At 39.4% G+C, this 16848-nt stretch carries 15 protein-coding genes; 8 read left to right on the forward strand and 7 right to left on the reverse strand.

Annotated elements, in window-relative coordinates; all coding sequences use genetic code 11:
* Positions 1 to 50: 50 nt before the first annotated feature.
* A complete protein-coding gene (nhaD, locus tag PP181_RS10495; protein WP_272637063.1) occupies positions 51 to 1316 on the reverse strand; it encodes a sodium:proton antiporter NhaD in 1266 nt (421 codons plus the stop codon).
* 21 nt (positions 1317 to 1337) lie between these two features.
* Complete coding sequence (locus tag PP181_RS10500; protein ID WP_154920098.1) at positions 1338 to 1847, reverse strand: hypothetical protein; 510 nt, start codon at positions 1845 to 1847, stop codon at positions 1338 to 1340.
* A 541-nt stretch (positions 1848 to 2388) separates the two neighbouring features.
* Here PP181_RS10500 and PP181_RS10505 point away from each other — a divergent pair.
* Positions 2389 to 3342 (forward strand): hypothetical protein, encoded by a 954-nt coding sequence (locus PP181_RS10505; RefSeq protein WP_154920096.1) that lies wholly within the window; start codon positions 2389 to 2391, stop codon positions 3340 to 3342.
* Between the two features lie 116 nt (positions 3343 to 3458).
* Here the strand turns inward: PP181_RS10505 and PP181_RS10510 are convergent, their stop codons facing one another.
* The gene (locus tag PP181_RS10510; protein WP_161598251.1) at positions 3459 to 3971 is read right to left on the reverse strand and encodes a GNAT family N-acetyltransferase; all 513 of its coding nucleotides are present in this window, start codon (positions 3969 to 3971) and stop codon (positions 3459 to 3461) included.
* Positions 3956 to 5287 carry a phosphoribosylamine--glycine ligase gene (locus tag PP181_RS10515; protein WP_246160916.1) on the reverse strand — a complete coding sequence of 444 codons (1332 nt, stop codon included), beginning with the start codon at positions 5285 to 5287 and terminating at the stop codon, positions 3956 to 3958. Before PP181_RS10515 ends, PP181_RS10510 begins: the two co-directional genes overlap by 16 nt.
* A gap of 915 nt (positions 5288 to 6202) precedes the next feature.
* Here PP181_RS10515 and PP181_RS10520 point away from each other — a divergent pair.
* The 4 genes from PP181_RS10520 (at position 6203) to PP181_RS10535 (ending at position 9131) form a co-directional block, all read left to right on the forward strand.
* The gene (locus tag PP181_RS10520) at positions 6203 to 6493 is read left to right on the forward strand and encodes a hypothetical protein (protein ID WP_272637064.1); all 291 of its coding nucleotides are present in this window, start codon (positions 6203 to 6205) and stop codon (positions 6491 to 6493) included.
* Between the two features lie 150 nt (positions 6494 to 6643).
* A complete protein-coding gene (locus PP181_RS10525; RefSeq protein WP_272637065.1) occupies positions 6644 to 7480 on the forward strand; it encodes an RMD1 family protein in 837 nt (278 codons plus the stop codon).
* Positions 7481 to 7959: 479 nt separating this feature from the next.
* Complete coding sequence (locus PP181_RS10530; RefSeq protein ID WP_272637066.1) at positions 7960 to 8361, forward strand: hypothetical protein; 402 nt, start codon at positions 7960 to 7962, stop codon at positions 8359 to 8361.
* A 110-nt stretch (positions 8362 to 8471) separates the two neighbouring features.
* Positions 8472 to 9131 (forward strand): hydrolase, encoded by a 660-nt coding sequence (locus PP181_RS10535; RefSeq protein WP_154920084.1) that lies wholly within the window; start codon positions 8472 to 8474, stop codon positions 9129 to 9131.
* A 1790-nt stretch (positions 9132 to 10921) separates the two neighbouring features.
* Here PP181_RS10535 and mnmE read toward each other — a convergent pair.
* Positions 10922 to 12328, reverse strand: coding sequence for a tRNA uridine-5-carboxymethylaminomethyl(34) synthesis GTPase MnmE (gene mnmE / locus PP181_RS10540; protein WP_272637067.1), 1407 nt, complete (start codon positions 12326 to 12328; stop codon positions 10922 to 10924).
* A gap of 292 nt (positions 12329 to 12620) precedes the next feature.
* Here mnmE and PP181_RS10545 point away from each other — a divergent pair, with 292 nt between their 5' ends.
* Together PP181_RS10545 and PP181_RS10550 are read left to right on the forward strand one after the other, a co-directional pair.
* A complete protein-coding gene (locus PP181_RS10545) occupies positions 12621 to 13031 on the forward strand; it encodes a hypothetical protein (protein WP_272637068.1) in 411 nt (136 codons plus the stop codon).
* Between the two features lie 72 nt (positions 13032 to 13103).
* Positions 13104 to 13469: a DUF4870 domain-containing protein gene (locus tag PP181_RS10550; protein ID WP_272637069.1), complete on the forward strand. Its 366-nt coding sequence runs from the start codon at positions 13104 to 13106 to the stop codon at positions 13467 to 13469.
* Positions 13470 to 13535: 66 nt separating this feature from the next.
* Here the strand turns inward: PP181_RS10550 and dnaN are convergent, their stop codons facing one another.
* Together dnaN and PP181_RS10560 are read right to left on the reverse strand one after the other, a co-directional pair.
* Positions 13536 to 14654: a DNA polymerase III subunit beta gene (gene dnaN, locus PP181_RS10555; protein WP_154920000.1), complete on the reverse strand. Its 1119-nt coding sequence runs from the start codon at positions 14652 to 14654 to the stop codon at positions 13536 to 13538.
* A 279-nt stretch (positions 14655 to 14933) separates the two neighbouring features.
* Positions 14934 to 15764, reverse strand: a complete 831-nt coding sequence (locus tag PP181_RS10560; RefSeq protein ID WP_272637070.1) for an SAM hydrolase/SAM-dependent halogenase family protein — start codon at positions 15762 to 15764, stop codon at positions 14934 to 14936.
* A gap of 129 nt (positions 15765 to 15893) precedes the next feature.
* On the opposite strand from PP181_RS10560, the gene PP181_RS10565 reads away from it, so the two are divergent.
* Positions 15894 to 16847, forward strand: coding sequence for a PhoH family protein (locus tag PP181_RS10565; RefSeq protein ID WP_272637071.1), 954 nt, complete (start codon positions 15894 to 15896; stop codon positions 16845 to 16847).
* Position 16848 lies beyond the last annotated feature (1 nt).

A 16848-nucleotide genomic window follows, 5' to 3' on the forward strand; every position in this document is an offset into this window, starting at 1 on the left:
CAAGGTGACCAAAAGTGCCCCTGGGGTCACCTTATGTAAATCTTTCTTAGTCATTGGATGAGATATACCAAAATGCCGGCCACATATCCCATCAGGGCTAAGAGCGAAAACCGTTTAACGTACCATAGAAAGTCTATGTTCAAAAGGCCCATTGCAGCCACCCCTGCTGCCGAACCAATAATCAACGTACTTCCGCCCGTACCGGCGCAATAGGCGAGAAAAGTCCAAAAAGCGTGGTCGGGAGGATACACATCAAATGAATACATGCCCATGGCGCCCGCAACCAGGGGAACGTTGTCAATAACAGCTGATAAAAGGCCAAGAAATGCATTGGAGACATAAAAATTACCAAAGTTTTGCTCCATCGATTTTCCAAAACTTTCCAAAACCCCAAGGGATTCAAGCGATGAAACCGCTAATAAGATTCCCAGAAAGAACAACACACTAGGCGTGTCTATTCGCCTTAGTGTTTCAGCAACCGAATATTGGCGTTGGGTCTCTTTATCCTTTTTTCGATGTAAAACCTCGGTGACCAACCATAATATCGATAGGGCAAACAACATTCCCATAAATGGTGGCAAGTGGGTATAGCTTTTAAAAACAGGAACAAACAAAAGTAACAGCACCCCCAGTATCAATATAAATTTACCATCCTTTGAATTGATAGAATTAATCTGGCGGTTATCAGCCTCCAGAGTTCCATGAAAGACCTTGGAACCTGAAAAGCCCGTGAATATCAAAGGCAGAAGTAGTGATGCCAAGCTTGGTAGAAATACTGTCTTTAAGATTTCAAAGGAACTGACATAATTGGCATTCCATAGCATAATAGTGGTGACATCCCCGATGGGGGACCAGGCACCACCTGCATTCGCTGCAATAATTACAAAGCCAGCGAAAAACCACCGATCATCCGTCTTGGAGAATAGCTTTTTCAATAATGCAACCATTACTATGGTGGTAGTCATGTTATCGAGTACTGCGGAAAGAAAGAAAGTCACAAAGGCCAAAATCCATAGAAGATAAATCCTGCTTTTAGTACGAATGAAGTTTTGAACGATTTCAAACCCATGGTGCACATCGATCAGTTCTACAATGGTCATGGCACCCAAAAGAAAAAATAGGATTTCCGCTATTTGTTCAAAGTGATGCGCTAAATCACTGAAGACCGTAGAACTTTCTACATTTAGAGCCAAAATGACCCATAAAACTACGCCGATGAACAAGGCAGTGGCCGCTTTGTTAACATGAATTTTATGCTCCAAGGCAATAAGAAGATACCCAACTATAAAGATGATGATAACCAAAGGTATTGTCATATTAAGAGATAATGAAAAGTTTTAGGCTGCGGATTTTAAGGGCCTTTGTGGTGTGCAATTTCTCAGGATCAGTTTCTTCCACTTTTCTGCCCTAGCGATCTCATGGTCTTCCATGTAGTTGCCATAACAATCATAGAAGTTAAGAAATATTACATTTTCTTTTCTCTTTGATATTTCAAGTCTTAGGTCAACTTTTAGAAGGGTGGAATCTATCTTTCCATTTCTTCGTACTTTCCTATCTTCAACCAAAACATTGCAATCCACTATTTTGGAAATTAGTATTTCCTGTTTATCCAAAACATTTGAGGAATAGCGCATATACACCAAAATTGAATGGGTGTTGTCCCAACCAATCAAATTGTTTCGCCATTGTTCAAGGTCATCGAAAGAGTATCCAAAAAGATCAATCTCTTGTTTGAATACTTTGTTTATTATTTTCTGTTGTTGCTTGCCCAAATAGGCGGCATAGAAGAACGGCATAAAAATCGAGGCCGTTACGATTGCGGACACAAGGCCCATTGAAAAGTCCATAGTTTTTGTTTTGAATTATATAAATGTTAAAAATCCTTTTGTATAAGCTTCTTGTGTAGTACAAGGATTGCTACGTCAAGGAAAACTATGGAAGGGATAAAGTAGTTGTCTTTCGTAAAAGACACTTATTGCCTTTACCGTTTTTAACGGCTTTTTTACTTTTTCAGAAAAGAATGAAAAAACAATTGAGGTATTTACGGAGTATTTGAACTCGATCTTTGGCTTGTGGCTTGCTTGACTTGGTGAACTTACTAAATGGGAATCATGCAATTGGTGCGTAAAATGCTGCGACCTCTCATGCGCGAATTCATATTTTGGCTTAAAATCCTTTGTATTTTTAGAAAAATGAAGAGTGGGGCATTGTTGGTTAAATGTCCACAGAACGTGCACAAACAAAAGGAGTTTAATGAAACCCACCTGACCCGAAATTTGAGTTAAAGGTAGATTATCTTTCGTTAAGGAATTGTTAATTGTTTTTAGAATATAGGGTAGAAAAAATTTGACATTCCAGTGTTTATTTACTTTGTATCAAATTTGAACTATGGATGCTATTGTTGGTTATTTGGGCTTTCTCATTGCCGCCTATGCCGTAATTGGCAATGATATCATTCAGACGTTGGGTACCTTCCTGTCTTCAAACCATAAGCGACCTTGGTATGTTCTGTGGGGATTTGCCGGTATAATTTTGCTGATTACCCTGGTTGTGGGCTATGTACAATATAACGGGGACGTTTCCTTTGGTAGATTGGACCAGATTCCCCTTCCGGAACAATTGCATTGGTGGTATCTGATTGCACCGTTGTCTTTATTGATTATTACCCGATACGGCATTCCTGTTAGTACCACCTTCATGATTTTAAGTGTCTTTTCCTCAACGCAGGTGATCGAAAAGATGCTCTTGAAATCGCTCATGGGATATGTTCTGGCCTTTGTTCTAGCATTCCTTCTATATATCGTTCTTGCAAGGACCCTTGAATCCAAGGCTTCGTTACGTCTCATGGATATCAAAAAACGAAAAAGGTTTTGGTTGGCGGCGCAATGGATTTCCACAGCATTTCTTTGGACACAATGGCTCATCCAGGATTTTGCCAATATTTTTGTCTTCTTGCCCAGAAGACTTGACCTGAACGAACTATTGATTTCCTTACTGGTGATTTTGGGCTTGATGGCCTATACATTTAGAAATAGAGGGGGAAGAATCCAAGAGGTGGTAAGCAAGAAAATGAACACACAAAATATACGATCCGCTACAATTATCGACCTGTGCTACGGCCTTCTTCTAATGGGCTTTGGGAACTTTACGAATGTTCCCATGAGCACTACCTGGGCCTTCGTAGGTATTTTGGCCGGTAGGGAATTGGCCCTCAACTATTCTTTGAAGAAAAAGGAAATGAAATCTGCCTATAGGGTCATTGGAAAGGATTTTGCCAAGGTGAACATAGGTTTGATAGTTAGTATCCTGATGGCCTATTTTTTGAAATACCTGGGAACGTGACCTACCGTTTTGCCAAACTGATTTTCAGTGATAAGTTGGGCAAGATTGGACCATGGTTTTTCCAGAAGTTGATTTTTTCTTCATGCCAATAATCTTACTAAGAAATAAAGAACTTATTAACAAGTGGCTTTTTCAACCCCCATATGCTTCAATGGTTCCAATATCAATAGCTCTTCGATAATAGGTCCCCGTTTTAGGGTGCTGGTCCATTTGAATCCGTTTTTTTCATAAAACCCAACTAAGCCAGGTTCTTCAACAGTAAGCCAGAATCCTTTTTCACCATACAGGGCTCTAATACATTCCAGCCAAGTGCTACCTATATCCTGTCCCCTATATTCTGGTACTACAAATAGAAATCCAATATATAAATAACCGTTTTCTGGGTAATGTTCCACTTCCCTCTCAAAAATTTTCATTTCAGGGGGCAGCCCTTTAAATACCATTCCTCCTGACACAATTTGGTCATCCACTGTTATGGCGAATAGCTCTATACAGTCCTTAGCATTATCCATGTAAATGAAGAAATCCCAGTGCCATTCTTCTGGCATTGCCGCCAAGAATTGATCCAATGGACCTTGCCACTTTAGAAATTGCCTATTGTTTTGGCATAAATCTATAATAGACCCCATGACCATAATTTATCTGAATCTTCCAACCATCGGTCCCCAATATCGGTACGGTAGTATCCATTGTTGACAATGACATTCTTCATTCTGTTATACATATTTCGCTGGGCGTCACGCATGGTAATCCCGGTACCGGTCACCAAGACCGCAATTCCGGTATTCCCCGTAATGAGCCATTGTTCGTTCACCATTTTTACATGCATAGGATGCACGCCTTCTTTCTGATCCTTTTTAAACACTATTACAGCATCTTTTGAAAAAAGCTCAAAGGTCTTTTTATCATCATATGGAAATGGGGGTACCACAATATATGCACCCACCTGGAACCCTTTTTTTACTTGGATTTGGTTTTTGGTCCCTTCTGCAACACCCATTAACAGCGCGCTTATAGGTTCAGAAAGACCTGCCCGCTGAATAAAAACTTGGGGGAATCCAAACCTAGAAGTGAACTCCAGAGGATAAATCCCATTTCCGTTGACGATACAGTTTACATCGATATGTCCCCTAAAATTCTTCTGGGCCAAAGTACTTTCAAATGGTTTCAATGTCTTTTGGAACAATGGGGAGTCCAATGTCCAGAACATACTGGTGCCCATTTCCCCAGTGGAAACCCCCAGTTCTTTAGGAAACAGTTTTTTGTGCTCAAAAGTTATATTCACAGGTTGTAAAAACTTACTTCCGTTAAAGTAAGCCCCAATAGAAACCTCAACGCCCTTAACCTTATTTTGTAACTGAAAAGTGCCAAAACGATCACCCCACGATTTCTCGTAGGCAAAGAGCATTCGGATTACGTCCAAGCCACGGTCATCATTGCCAACAAACAATAACTGCTTAAGTTCTTGGGTAATGCCCGAGGGTTTGAGTACGTATGCATTCGGGTGGGTCTGGATATAGGCTATGGCATCAGAAAAAGAGTAAAAATCTTTAGACGCTAAAGTCTTTATTTTGTGCCTTTTAAGCTCTACTTGACCAAAATTACGGTCCAATTCAAGACTATCTGTATAAGAGGAACCCCCAAAGACCAATTTTCCCTCGGTCCTTAATTTCTCGCATTCTTCACCATATCCTGTATAGTCGAATACAATGTAATCCGCCCAAGCTATATGCTTCCTCCAATCTGCAGATTTTTGGACAAAACCATAGCCGATTTCACGACATGACCTTTCCTCAATGAACAGCTTTACATGATGGCCCTCATTTTTTACAGCAAGGGCCACATCCAAGATTTCACCCCAGCGTGAGACAAACAATATTTTTTTCTGGGAAAGTGGCAATCCGTTTTTGGAAAGTGCCAGTTGGTCCTTCTTTTTATTTTTCACGAATTTTCATATAAAACCAAAATGGGAAGATACACTAAATGAGCTAAGGTTAATTGAGAATCGAAAGTTTAGAATTGGAATTCTCAATCCTCATAAACCCTATTTTTCATATTAATGGCCTTTAATTGTAGAATAGGCTCTTAAATCAAAATTCAAAGGAAGCGAAAAAAAGGATACATCAAATTTTTTTTTAGCAAAATTCAGTTGGTGTCATTTGTTTTGGCTCCTTAACTAATTAGTTTCAGGAAGAAACCCAAGACCATTATATGAAAAAAACAACTGGTTAAATTTAATTGGTAGTATGCGTTAATTTTGTATGACTTAAGCTTGTCTCTGTCCTCATGGCATTCAAGATTCAAAAAAGAAAATTACGTAATAAATATTCTGATAATCAATAATTTGAATTTCTCCTAAATTTAACATAAAAGAATTCTTTGCGTTCGAATTTGCATTACCTTTAGTTTGGAATTTGAGTGGTCAGAAGTATACAAAAAAGACCGTTCTCCCGATGAAACCTGTTTTTTGGATTCGGGCTTTGGGATACAAGGAGATCTATTTCAAAAGCGTTCTTAGGATAAAGAAACCGAATCTTAACGATGATCTTCAAAAGTGCATATCAAATACCAAGGGAAAAGCAATCTCTTGGAATCCATTGATTTTTTATCAATTGCCACCATGATGAGGTGCTGTTTTAAGGTACATGCCCATTGCCTTTATGGAGTAAGAGCCCTATTCAGAGTACATTGCAGATTGTGATTCTTTTGGAAACATAAACGCAACAAAAAGCCTGGTGTAAAAGAACTTTCTTGGATATCACATGCGGACTAATAACCAAATTACCGCTATAAACGACTGATCTTGAGGTGATTTAAATTTCGGCGGAATTCATTTTAAAATCATACCAAATGTTCGGACATGAAAAAATCAATTTTTTTGTTCACTGCACTTGTCGCTTCTATATATGTGTCAAAAGTATTAGAGGTCTCTGATTTCCCATCAACTAAAGAGCGGGAGGGAATGACGGCCATTTTGATACCAAGAAAAGAAGATCAATACCCTAAGTTTTCAGAAATGAAAACCGAAATAGGGAAAACTATCCATATCCAAATTGGACAGTATGGAAATAGTAAAAGTCTCCAAATGAGAAATGGTCCTAATACCATACTTCAATGTGAAGACGATGACAAGACCATTGCCACTAAGTGATTTTGAGAATAGACACCATTTTTATAAATAACCTTATAACCACCAAATAGCCCTCATAAACATCTAAAGGCAAAGAATTAATGAGGTATTGATTCCTCCCCTATACATTATTATCGAAGTCACCCAACATCAATTTAAAACTTACTTATTATGAAAACCACATCGGATTTGATAGCCACAGGAGTAAGAAAATTGCCAGTATCATCTAGGTATTTTGCCTATGCCCATCAGATTGCCGAGGCAGTTTCAATACCTTGTTGTAGATCAACCTTCAAGGGCAAGCTACTATATTCGGACCATGATGAACTTTTTTTTGAACGGTATAAGGGTGAGTTTGTGCATATATTTAAGTATGGTGTGGTATGTACTTATAACGCCGATGCTGAGGAAAGGGCAAAAGTGATCAAGGAAGTTCTCTCATGCTGTAAGAATCCTTTAAATAGCCATCTAATAGAAAAAATAGAGGTCTGTATGGATAAAAAGGAGAATAAAGTGACCTTTGATAAGGTGAACCTCACCTTGTTCAGTATTGATTCAATTCGTTTGATCATGCTGTACGTATCCCAATCCGTTGCACTGAACCGATATGCGAGAATAACCTCCGAAATTCTTGCCGATACCGAAAAACATACTGCCAATTTGGAAATAAATGGTCGATTGAGTATTAGTGGGGCAAAGCTCAAAAAATATATCGGCCGCGTACTGAACGTTAAGAATAAGATTTCGGAGAACCTCTATATATTTGATTCACCGGAGGCCACATGGGAGGATGAAATCCTAAACAGACTGGACCATGACCTTAAAATCACCTTTGATCTTAAAAACAGGTACAGAAATATCCACCATCAAATAGATATCATTAAGGACAATCTGGAACTCTTTAAGGACATGACCTTTCATCGCGAAAATAGCCGGTTGGAATGGGTGATTATAATATTGATTCTCGTTGACGTACTTGACCTTTTGCTTACCAAATTCATCGATTAAAATAGAAATATGGAAATTGTTATTTTTTTTGAATCAAAGGAATACAAAAACAAGGTTGGCCATTGGGCCGCCATTTTTAAAATGATGATTGAAAATGGCTCGTCAATCCTGAAGAAGGAAAAATAATCAAAAGATTTTCGTAGAAGCTGGGTTTAAGACCTGAGGATTATACTCTTATCCTGGCCGACCCTAAAAAATTTATCCCTCTTGCTCCAAAAAATGAAGAGGAAAAGCTGGTACGAATATATAAGCTGTTCAGTTTGGTCTATAAATACCACTATATGAATGCCCATGAGCAGAAATTGATGATAGGATATGCTATATGGCTAGGTTATTCAAATGAAATTGCAAAGAAGATTGTTGATAATTCTACTAGGCTTTTTATGGGTAGATTACATTTTAGGGAGTATATAAAGTTGGTTAAGAAATAAAAGGTATTCCCATTGAGGGGAAATCTCGGATTAATAACAAAAAATAATATGAATCTGCAAGATGAAACTTTTGATGAAATCCTTTCGGATTTTAAGTACGATTTAAGACGTTGGAAAACCCGTGTTAAACATATGGAAAATGAAATTGTTTTCTTGGAAAGGTTGTTGGCTTCGGAGGCATTTGGAAAGGTGTTGACCCGAACGATGAGAGAAAAAAGGGAACTGTTTAAGAAAATGATCAGGATTAAAGCGGACTTCCTTGCCGATTTCAAGGCGGAATTGGATAGTTACCAGGTCATTCTAACGAAACTGGCCTCAACGGAGCATCTCCGAAAAAATAAGGTTCATGTGGAGCGGCATGAGACTTTAAACATCCGTTTTGAAAAATTCTGCAAAGATTTTGATGATTTTAGAGCAAAGGTTTTAATCCAAACAGGAAGTGTCCTATAATTTGGAGATAGATTGTCAATCTAAGTTTTTCTAGTGGTTTGCCAATATTTGATGGTGCTTCCATGGAAAGTCCTTAGAGGCTCATTTTACGTATATCTGATAAAATTAGAATGGAAACACCAACCTTTGGAAGCAGGCTCAGGAACAATATTGTAATCGTTCCAGAAGCAATTAATAAATGCAGCGGAATCCGTGTTTTTGGTCAATTATTAAAATCCTTTTTGTTTTCAACAGATGTAGCCATTATTCGCAATACTAACGCCAATGCCGTTATAGCCGTTTACCCCTTTACGCCGCAGCCCATGATATCACAATCCCTCATCCTTGCAGCGGACAAACCAATTTTTTGCGGAGTTGGTGGCGGACTCACCTCGGGCGATAGATCGATTGAATTGGCCATTCATGCCGAATTTCAGGGTGCATTAGGTGTCGTTTTGAACAAGCCTACTCCCAATGAACTTATAGGAAAGCTTAAAGAGAAAGTCGATATTCCCGTACTTATAACTATTGTATCTGAGAAAGATGACATCAGAGGGCGGATTGCTTCAGGGGTAGATATTCTCAATGTTTCTGGCGCAGAAAAGACCCCGGATATTGTAAAAAGGATAAGGGACATTGATGCTGACATAGCCATATTGGCTACCGGCGGCAAAATGGACGAGACCATTTCAAAATGCATAGAGGCCGGTGCGAACGCCATATCATATACTCCACCTAGCTCTGCTGATTTGTTCAAGGTAATTATGACCAGATACAGAAATGAGTATTGACCTTCTAAATGTGGCAATTGGATTTACGGAACCAGTGGTATAACTATTCTACGCAAATTCTTGTTGATACCTAACTTTTATTCATCTCCTTTTGCATACACTCTGAAAATAAAGTTCATCGGGTGATGGACCAAAGGGGGTAAGGAACTTTTTTTAAGTGGAATACATTTTCAAATCTCAAGAAATCGGATTTTGAGTACTTAAAGCCGGAATTAAATGATGTATCAATAATAAATTCAAAAAAGCATGGTGTGAAGTTTATTCCTGAGTTTTTGCATTAGCTTATTGAAATTTGGGTATTTATCCAAAGAGTTTGACCAATAAAATTTCTCAGCAGATAATGTATTATAATCAATTGCAATGAAAGAAATAGATATTCATTGAAATAATTGTCGACAGAAGGAAAACTGGGTATATACAAAACAAAGGACATGAGGTAATTCAAAAAGGTCAGAAAACCTAATAAAACAGCGTACTTCCAATTTGAAAAACATAGAAGATAGTGATTAAATGAGAGTAGTAAACGAATTTCATTGATACAACATTGGGCCATTATTGGCCATAAAAACAATAAAGGAATAGCAAACAACCTAGCTTCTTTTGAAAAAGCGGCCAACAATACAATAAGGGTATTCAAAAAACAACTTGGAATAAAGGCTTCAATGAACCATTTTTCCTTAATAGATGGATGATGATGCTTTGAAGAAGCAGATAAAAAATAGATGAATAGCCCTAAAGAAACCACAAATGAAATTATCGTCTCAACGGAACTTCGCATATCCTTAAAATTTTCCCTAAAGCAAGAAAACCTTAATTGAACTTCATCTTGAGTAGCTTCCCAGAGTCCATGATAATTTATAAATAACATAACGAACACAGCGTAGAAAAGTACTGGAAGACCAATGAGCAATTAATGAATCAGTTTCACTTTTTGAGTAGACCTTCCAAAACTGAAATTCCCAAACAAGGCTGAAATCGCAATCCCTAGAATTACGAAAATGGTATTTTCCCTTGAGATCATAGCAGCCGAAAACAAGAAAATGTAGCCTCCCCATTTATTTTTGTGAAAACTCGTTAATCCCGCAAAAATCAAACAATATTGTAAAGGTTCATCATAGCTAAAAATTGGGGGAAAAATGCAAATAGTACGGTAAAGGAAAGATAGTAAATTATTAGGTTCACAATTCCTTTTTGAAACCCTGAACCTATGACCTTGGATAGCCGAAATAGCAGAAGACCAATTAGGAAAAGTAGAAAAAAGTTGACCATAACAAATGCCTCGCCCAAAGATACTCCCATACTGGTCGAAGTACTTTTTACCAAATAGGACGTTAAAGGTCTTCGGGCAAAAGGGGCAAATTCGGTGTGATACTTAATTTGTGAAGTAATGAAACCATTTGAGATTATACTGTTTTTTTCATTTAACATACTATCAACATCACTCGACATATGAATCTTAAAAATGACAAATACGAATACTGCATTCAGAATAGAGGGCAACGACAGTCTTTTTATTTTTAAAATTGCCTCTTTCAACCCCTCAAAAGTTTGCAGTTATTCAAGTTGTGAAAGTATATTATTTTCTAACGCAATATTGCTCTTTTACTATATTGAATTTATACTTCATAGATAATTGGTTATTCCGTAAAAAGAGGACACTTAAAGGACAAAATTCTGGATTGAATACTCTTAAGAAGTACTGAAATAGGAAATAATGGAAAAATAAAAAATGATTAATAAGCTGAAAATAGAGGTGTTTAGTTTCTTTTGATGACCTTTGTTTTCTTAGTCTATTTCCCGATACAGAAATTGGCAAAAATATTTCCCAATAACTCGTCATTGGTGACTTCCCCGGTTATTTCCCCAAGGTGATAAAGGGTTTCCTTTACATCGATGGCCATAAGGTCGCTTGAGAGCTCCTCCGTTAGGCCCATCTGGACTTTTTCGATGGACTCCAAGGCCCTTAATAGGGAGTCGTAATGGCGGCTATTGGTTATGATGGTCTCATTGTTTCGTAAAGCCCCGGTATTTACAAAATTCAACAATCGGTTTTGCAAATCCTCTACTCCTTTTCCCGTTTTTGCCGATATAAAATGGACTTCCTGCAATGTTTCGCCAATACTGGAAATTTCATTCTCCGATAGCATATCGGATTTATTAATCAACAGCAAAAAGGGTTTCGAAGGACTTTTACTTCGGATTTTTTCTGCTTCGGCCTGGATTTGTCGGAGTTTTTCATCCAAGGAAGTATCTGAATGTAAAGTGCTACCGTCCACTAGAAGAATTACGACCTGTGACTGTTCAATTTTTTCGAACGTCTTTTTAATGCCGATACTTTCTACGATATCCTCGGTTTCACGTATGCCTGCCGTATCGATAAACCGAAAACCTATTCCGCCAATATTGATTTCGTCCTCTATGCTATCCCTTGTGGTACCCGCAATATCCGAAACGATGGCTCGCTCCTCGTTGAGCAGTGCATTCAACAGCGTAGATTTGCCCACGTTCGGTTCCCCTACAATGGCCACGGGGATGCCGTTTTTGATTACATTGCCCACGGCAAAGGAATTTACAAGTCTTTTCAAAACTTCCTGAATCCGGTTCACCAAGGATTTGAATTGGGTACGGTCCGCAAACTCAACATCCTCTTCGGCAAAGTCGAGTTCCAATTCTATCAAGGAAGCAAAGTTCAACAGTTGTTCGCGTAACTTCTGGATTTCGTTACTGAACCCGCCCCGCATCTGTTGCATGGCGATTTGATGGTTGGCTTCGTTGTCAGAGGCTATAAGGTCGGCAACGGCTTCGGCCTGACTCAAATCCATCTTGCCGTTCAGAAAGGCCTGCAAGGTGAATTCTCCGGCTTCTGCCATTCGGCAGCCGTTTCGTAAAAAAAGCTGAATGATTTCCTGCTGAATGTAGGGCGACCCGTGACAGGATATTTCAGCAACGTTTTCGCCGGTGTAGGAATTGGGACCTTTAAAGACGGAAACTAGGACTTCATCCAGAATCTTGTTGCCATCAACAATGTGCCCCAAATGAATGGTATGTGTTTTTTGTGTCTCCAGGTTTTTACCGCTAACGGATTTGAATAGCTTGGAGGTAATGGTAATCGCTTCTTTTCCTGAAACCCTAATAACGGCAATGGCTCCAGCCCCTGAGGCGGTCGCTAACGCTACTATGGTCTCATCTCTTTTCATTCGTTTAAAATTAGGTCAATAGACTGATTATTAAATACTTACTTTTGTAAAAGTACTGAACTTGCTATACCAAATCCCTTGCTAAGGGTTTCATGCCGCAAAAATAATCAATTAAAAAGTAGTCTTCCCTTGATTTTTAAATGACGCTTTTTATTAGTACATTCAAATGACGGCATTAATGAACACAACTATGAAATGAGCCATAACAAGTCTTGATATCCATCGAGATGTCCCGATAGCTATCGGGATGGCTAATTAAAGCTGACCTATGAAAAACAATAAAAATAAACAGATGAAAATCGGATTTACATGCATTCTCTTAGTATTTACGTCCCTATTTTCCGTGTACGCACAGGAGGCAACAATGCCTACCGAATCCGTTTTGGAAAGGGAGCGGCAAAAGGAATTAAAGGAAGTTAAGCGAAAGGTCGATAAAAGGGAAAAAAAGGAGAAAAAGGAAGCGCGTCTTGAAAAAGAGGCGGAAGAAGCGGAAAAGCTAAAGAAAAAAATAACATCCACGGAAAAGGGTATTTCCAAAATGGAAAAACAGCTGCAATCCATTCAGGAGAAAATGGAAAAGGACCTACAAAGAGGGAAGCTCTCCCCAAATGATATTGAAAAACTGAACAAGAAAATAGAAAAGTTGAATACGAAGCTCCTGAAGGAGGGCAAAAAACTGGAAAAGCTGGAACGGAAGAAATAGGGACACGCATTGTAACAAATCCGCTTTTTAAGCGTCCTATAGGTAATTATTCATCTTAAAATCAATCAAAAAATGGAAGTAGTAAATCAAAATATAGCTTTACGGGAGGATAGGAACCTTTTGGTGGTTGCACATCTAAGTCAGTATCTGGATTACATTACAGGTTTTGGCGGACTCATTGTTCCTTTGGTATTATGGTTAAGCACAAAGGATTCCGTCATTGGAATGAACGAACATGGTAAGGCCATTATCAATCTGCAGCTCAGTCTAATTCTTTATGTCATCATTGGAATACCAGCTATTTTGCTTTTAGGGGCCGGTATCCTACTTTTGGTCTTCGCTGGAATCCTATCTTTTATAATGCCGATAGTAAATGCGGTCAAAGCTGCCAATGGCGAAGCCCCCAGTCATTTTGGGACGATACGATTTATATCATAACATAATAAAAAGAATAAAAAAGGGAGCCAAACTTGGCTCCCTTTTTAGTTTCCATGTTTTTTAGAATCAGTTGTTCAACATCACCGGCATGACCAACATGGTTACATTCTCACCTTCGTCCAAACCGTCAATAGGCGTTAAGATTCCAGCGCGATTCGGTAAGCTCATTTCAAGGGCAACCTCATCCGAGCCAAGATTGTTCAACATCTCTATCAAAAATCGGGAATTGAACCCTATCTGCATATCGTCTCCCTGATAGGAACAGGTCAACCGTTCTTCGGCCTTATTGGAATAATCGAGGTCCTCTGCGGAAATATTCAATTCGGCCCCGGCAATCTTAAGCCTGATTTGGTGCGTTGTCTTATTTGAGAATATGGAAACCCTTTTGACCGAGCTCAAAAACTGGTTTCTTGCTATGGTCAATTTGTTAGGGTTTTCCTTGGGGATTACCGCTTCGTAATTGGGGTATTTACCATCGATCAAACGACAAATCAGTTCCGTATCGTCAAACGTAAATTTGGCATTGCTTTCGTTGTATTCGATAAGGACATCGGATTCGCTTCCTGCCAAAATGCCCTTTAATAGGGTAAGCGGCTTTTTGGGCATGATGAATTCCGCAACTTCGGAAGCCGAAACGTCTTCTCGTTGGTATTTTACCAATTTATGGGCATCAGTGGCCACAAAGGTTAGGTTCTCCGTAGAAAACTGAAAAAATACCCCGCTCATAACCGGACGTAAATCGTCGTTGCCCGCTGCAAAAATCGTTTTATTGATGGCGGTTGCAAGAATATCGCCCAACAAGGTAGTTGAACTTGGGTTTGTAAGCTCTACGGCTTTTGGGAACTCGGCACCATCGGCATAGGCCAAGGCATATTTGCCGTGGTTGGAACTGATTTCCACCGTGTTGTTATCCGCCACGATAAAGGTCAGCGGTTGTTCCGGAAAGGTCTTTAAGGTTTCCAATAGCAATCTTGCCGGAACCGCTATGGTTCCTTCATTGTCTGAATCCACGTTCAAAACGGAACTCATGGTGGTCTCCAGGTCCGAGGCAGAAACCGTTAGTTTATTCTTGTTCAGATCGAACAGGAAATTGTCCAATATAGGCAGGGTATTGCTATTGTTTATAACACCACCCAATATTTGAAGTTGCTTTAATAAATACGTACTGGAGACAATAAATTTCATTGGTCGTTCTATGTTTTGTTTCAATCCGAAAGGCCCTATAAACCTAAAGGAAAATGCCGATTAGGTTGGCGCTTTTGCTATCAAACAAAGATATTTTAAATGCTTATTTATCGGAAACAAACTTATCAACAGTCGGGCAAGGCTACCTATAACTTTATTTTCCCGTTTTATGGGGGTTGACTAGGCGTTTTGGCGAAAAATGGGGACGGAGTTATTAACTATGTGCATCTCTAGAAGGCCGATTAAGAAAATCTTTAGGCAAGACGTCGGCTTATCGGATTATAAAAAATCGATCATGATAGTGTCCCTGTAATCGAGTCCCAAAAGGGTGGATGCCCCACCCACCGTTTTAAGGTTGCTTTTGTAAATGGCGAGTTCTATATAATCCGATGAATTGAAAAGCGCCAACAAATCACCATCACCCTTTCGTTTGCTTTTTTCAATGGAAAAATCAATAATGTCGTTATAGGCCTTGTGTATTTTTTTGATTTTGTGGTTCCGCACCAATAGCTCAAAATCGCGTCCTTTTCTGTAGGCTTCAAAAAGATGTTTTTGGATATTGGTGACAACGTTGCCGTAGTTGTCTATATAAATGACACTTCCAATAATTTTCTTGCCATCGTCCACGATTCGCGGCATGAATTCCCGCAAATCCTTGAGATCGTTGAAAGGCTTGCCCACGACCTCCAAAGTACCGCCACGGGCTATATGGCACGCTACTTGAACGAAGACACTTAACACCGGAAAGGAACCGTGCAAGGAATCGGGAATGTTGATCTCTACGATTTTATCCGGTTTGATTTCTGAAGTTATAAGTCCAATGACACCGGTATTTGCACTGACAAAATAGTGGCCGTTGATTAGGACTACTATGTGCTGGTTTTCCTGGGTAGCCTCTGAGTCTACGCCCACTATATGAATGGAGCCTTTGGGAAAACTATTGTAGGAGTTTTTTAGGATGTAGGCGCATTCCTGAATATTGAACGGTGCAACGTCATGGGAAATATCAACAATTTTGGCATCGGGCAACTCACTGTAAATAGAACCTTTTAACACCCCAACAAAGTGGTCTTTCAGTCCAAAATCGGTTGTAAGGGTAATGATTGCCATGCAGCAATGTTGATATGTTTTTGGTTAGCCAAACTTAATTTTTGCTTAAATTTGATATACAAAATTAAACAAAAAAATAGCCGAGCGAAATTAAACTTGGCCCAATTAAAATCTTCAAAATCCCACTGTTTGAACGAAATCATATTAGAACTCACAGAAGTAAGTCCAAGAGAGTTTTTTGGGCAACAAAATGAAAATATAGAACTACTTAAAAAGTATTTTCCCAAATTAAAAATAGTTGCCCGTGGCAACAAAATAAAGGCCTACGGGGACGAGGACCAACTTGAGGAATTCGATAAGCGTTTTGATATGCTAACGGAGCATTTCATCAAGTACAATAAACTGGACGAAAATAGCATTGAGCGCGTACTTACCAGTGGCGATTCCAAGGATTACACAGGGCCGGAGAACAGCGGTGAAACGCTGGTACACGGTGTAAGTGGAAGGTTGATCAAGGCACAGACCGTCAATCAGCGTAGGTTGGTGGATGCGGCCAAAAAGAACGATATGGTTTTTGCCATTGGGCCTGCCGGAACAGGGAAAACCTACACCGGAGTGGCACTTGCGGTAAAGGCATTGAAGGAAAAGCAGGTACGTAGAATCATCCTGACAAGACCTGCAGTGGAAGCAGGGGAGAACCTTGGATTTTTACCGGGTGACCTAAAGGAAAAACTGGATCCCTACATGCAGCCCTTGTACGATGCGCTTAGGGATATGATCCCGGCGGAAAAGTTGGCCCATTACATCGAAAACGGTACCATACAGATTGCTCCCATGGCCTTTATGCGCGGGCGGACCTTGGATGATGCCTTTGTAATTTTGGACGAGGCCCAGAACACCACGCACGCACAGATGAAAATGTTCTTGACGCGTATGGGTCGAAACGCCAAGTTTTTGTTGACCGGTGACCCAGGGCAAATAGACTTGCCCAGAAGGACCATATCCGGATTAAAGGAGGCTTTATTGATTCTGCAAAATGTAGAAGGCATAGAAATTATTTATTTGGACGATAAGGACGTCATTCGCCATAAATTGGTCAAGAAGGTCATTGAGGCGTACAAAACCATTGAACATCAAAATTAAA

This window comes from Maribacter sp. PR66 (assembly GCF_028464205.1).
GTDB lineage: Bacteria > Bacteroidota > Bacteroidia > Flavobacteriales > Flavobacteriaceae > Maribacter > Maribacter flavus.

Bases quoted from the DNA above. Each gene is read 5' to 3' on its own strand.
- PP181_RS10560 (WP_272637070.1), bottom strand. From the start codon at position 15,764: ATGGCAATCATTACCCTTACAACCGATTTTGGACTGAAAGACCACTTT.
- PP181_RS10500 (WP_154920098.1), bottom strand. From the start codon at position 1,847: ATGGACTTTTCAATGGGCCTTGTGTCCGCAATCGTAACGGCCTCGATT.
- PP181_RS10510 (WP_161598251.1), bottom strand. From the start codon at position 3,971: ATGGGGTCTATTATAGATTTATGCCAAAACAATAGGCAATTTCTAAAG.
- PP181_RS10525 (WP_272637065.1), top strand. From the start codon at position 6,644: ATGAAAACCACATCGGATTTGATAGCCACAGGAGTAAGAAAATTGCCA.
- PP181_RS10530 (WP_272637066.1), top strand. From the start codon at position 7,960: ATGAATCTGCAAGATGAAACTTTTGATGAAATCCTTTCGGATTTTAAG.
- PP181_RS10545 (WP_272637068.1), top strand. From the start codon at position 12,621: ATGAAAATCGGATTTACATGCATTCTCTTAGTATTTACGTCCCTATTT.
- dnaN (WP_154920000.1), bottom strand. From the start codon at position 14,654: ATGAAATTTATTGTCTCCAGTACGTATTTATTAAAGCAACTTCAAATA.
- nhaD (WP_272637063.1), bottom strand. From the start codon at position 1,316: ATGACAATACCTTTGGTTATCATCATCTTTATAGTTGGGTATCTTCTT.
- PP181_RS10505 (WP_154920096.1), top strand. From the start codon at position 2,389: ATGGATGCTATTGTTGGTTATTTGGGCTTTCTCATTGCCGCCTATGCC.
- PP181_RS10535 (WP_154920084.1), top strand. From the start codon at position 8,472: ATGGAAACACCAACCTTTGGAAGCAGGCTCAGGAACAATATTGTAATC.
- PP181_RS10520 (WP_272637064.1), top strand. From the start codon at position 6,203: ATGAAAAAATCAATTTTTTTGTTCACTGCACTTGTCGCTTCTATATAT.
- mnmE (WP_272637067.1), bottom strand. From the start codon at position 12,328: ATGAAAAGAGATGAGACCATAGTAGCGTTAGCGACCGCCTCAGGGGCT.
- PP181_RS10550 (WP_272637069.1), top strand. From the start codon at position 13,104: ATGGAAGTAGTAAATCAAAATATAGCTTTACGGGAGGATAGGAACCTT.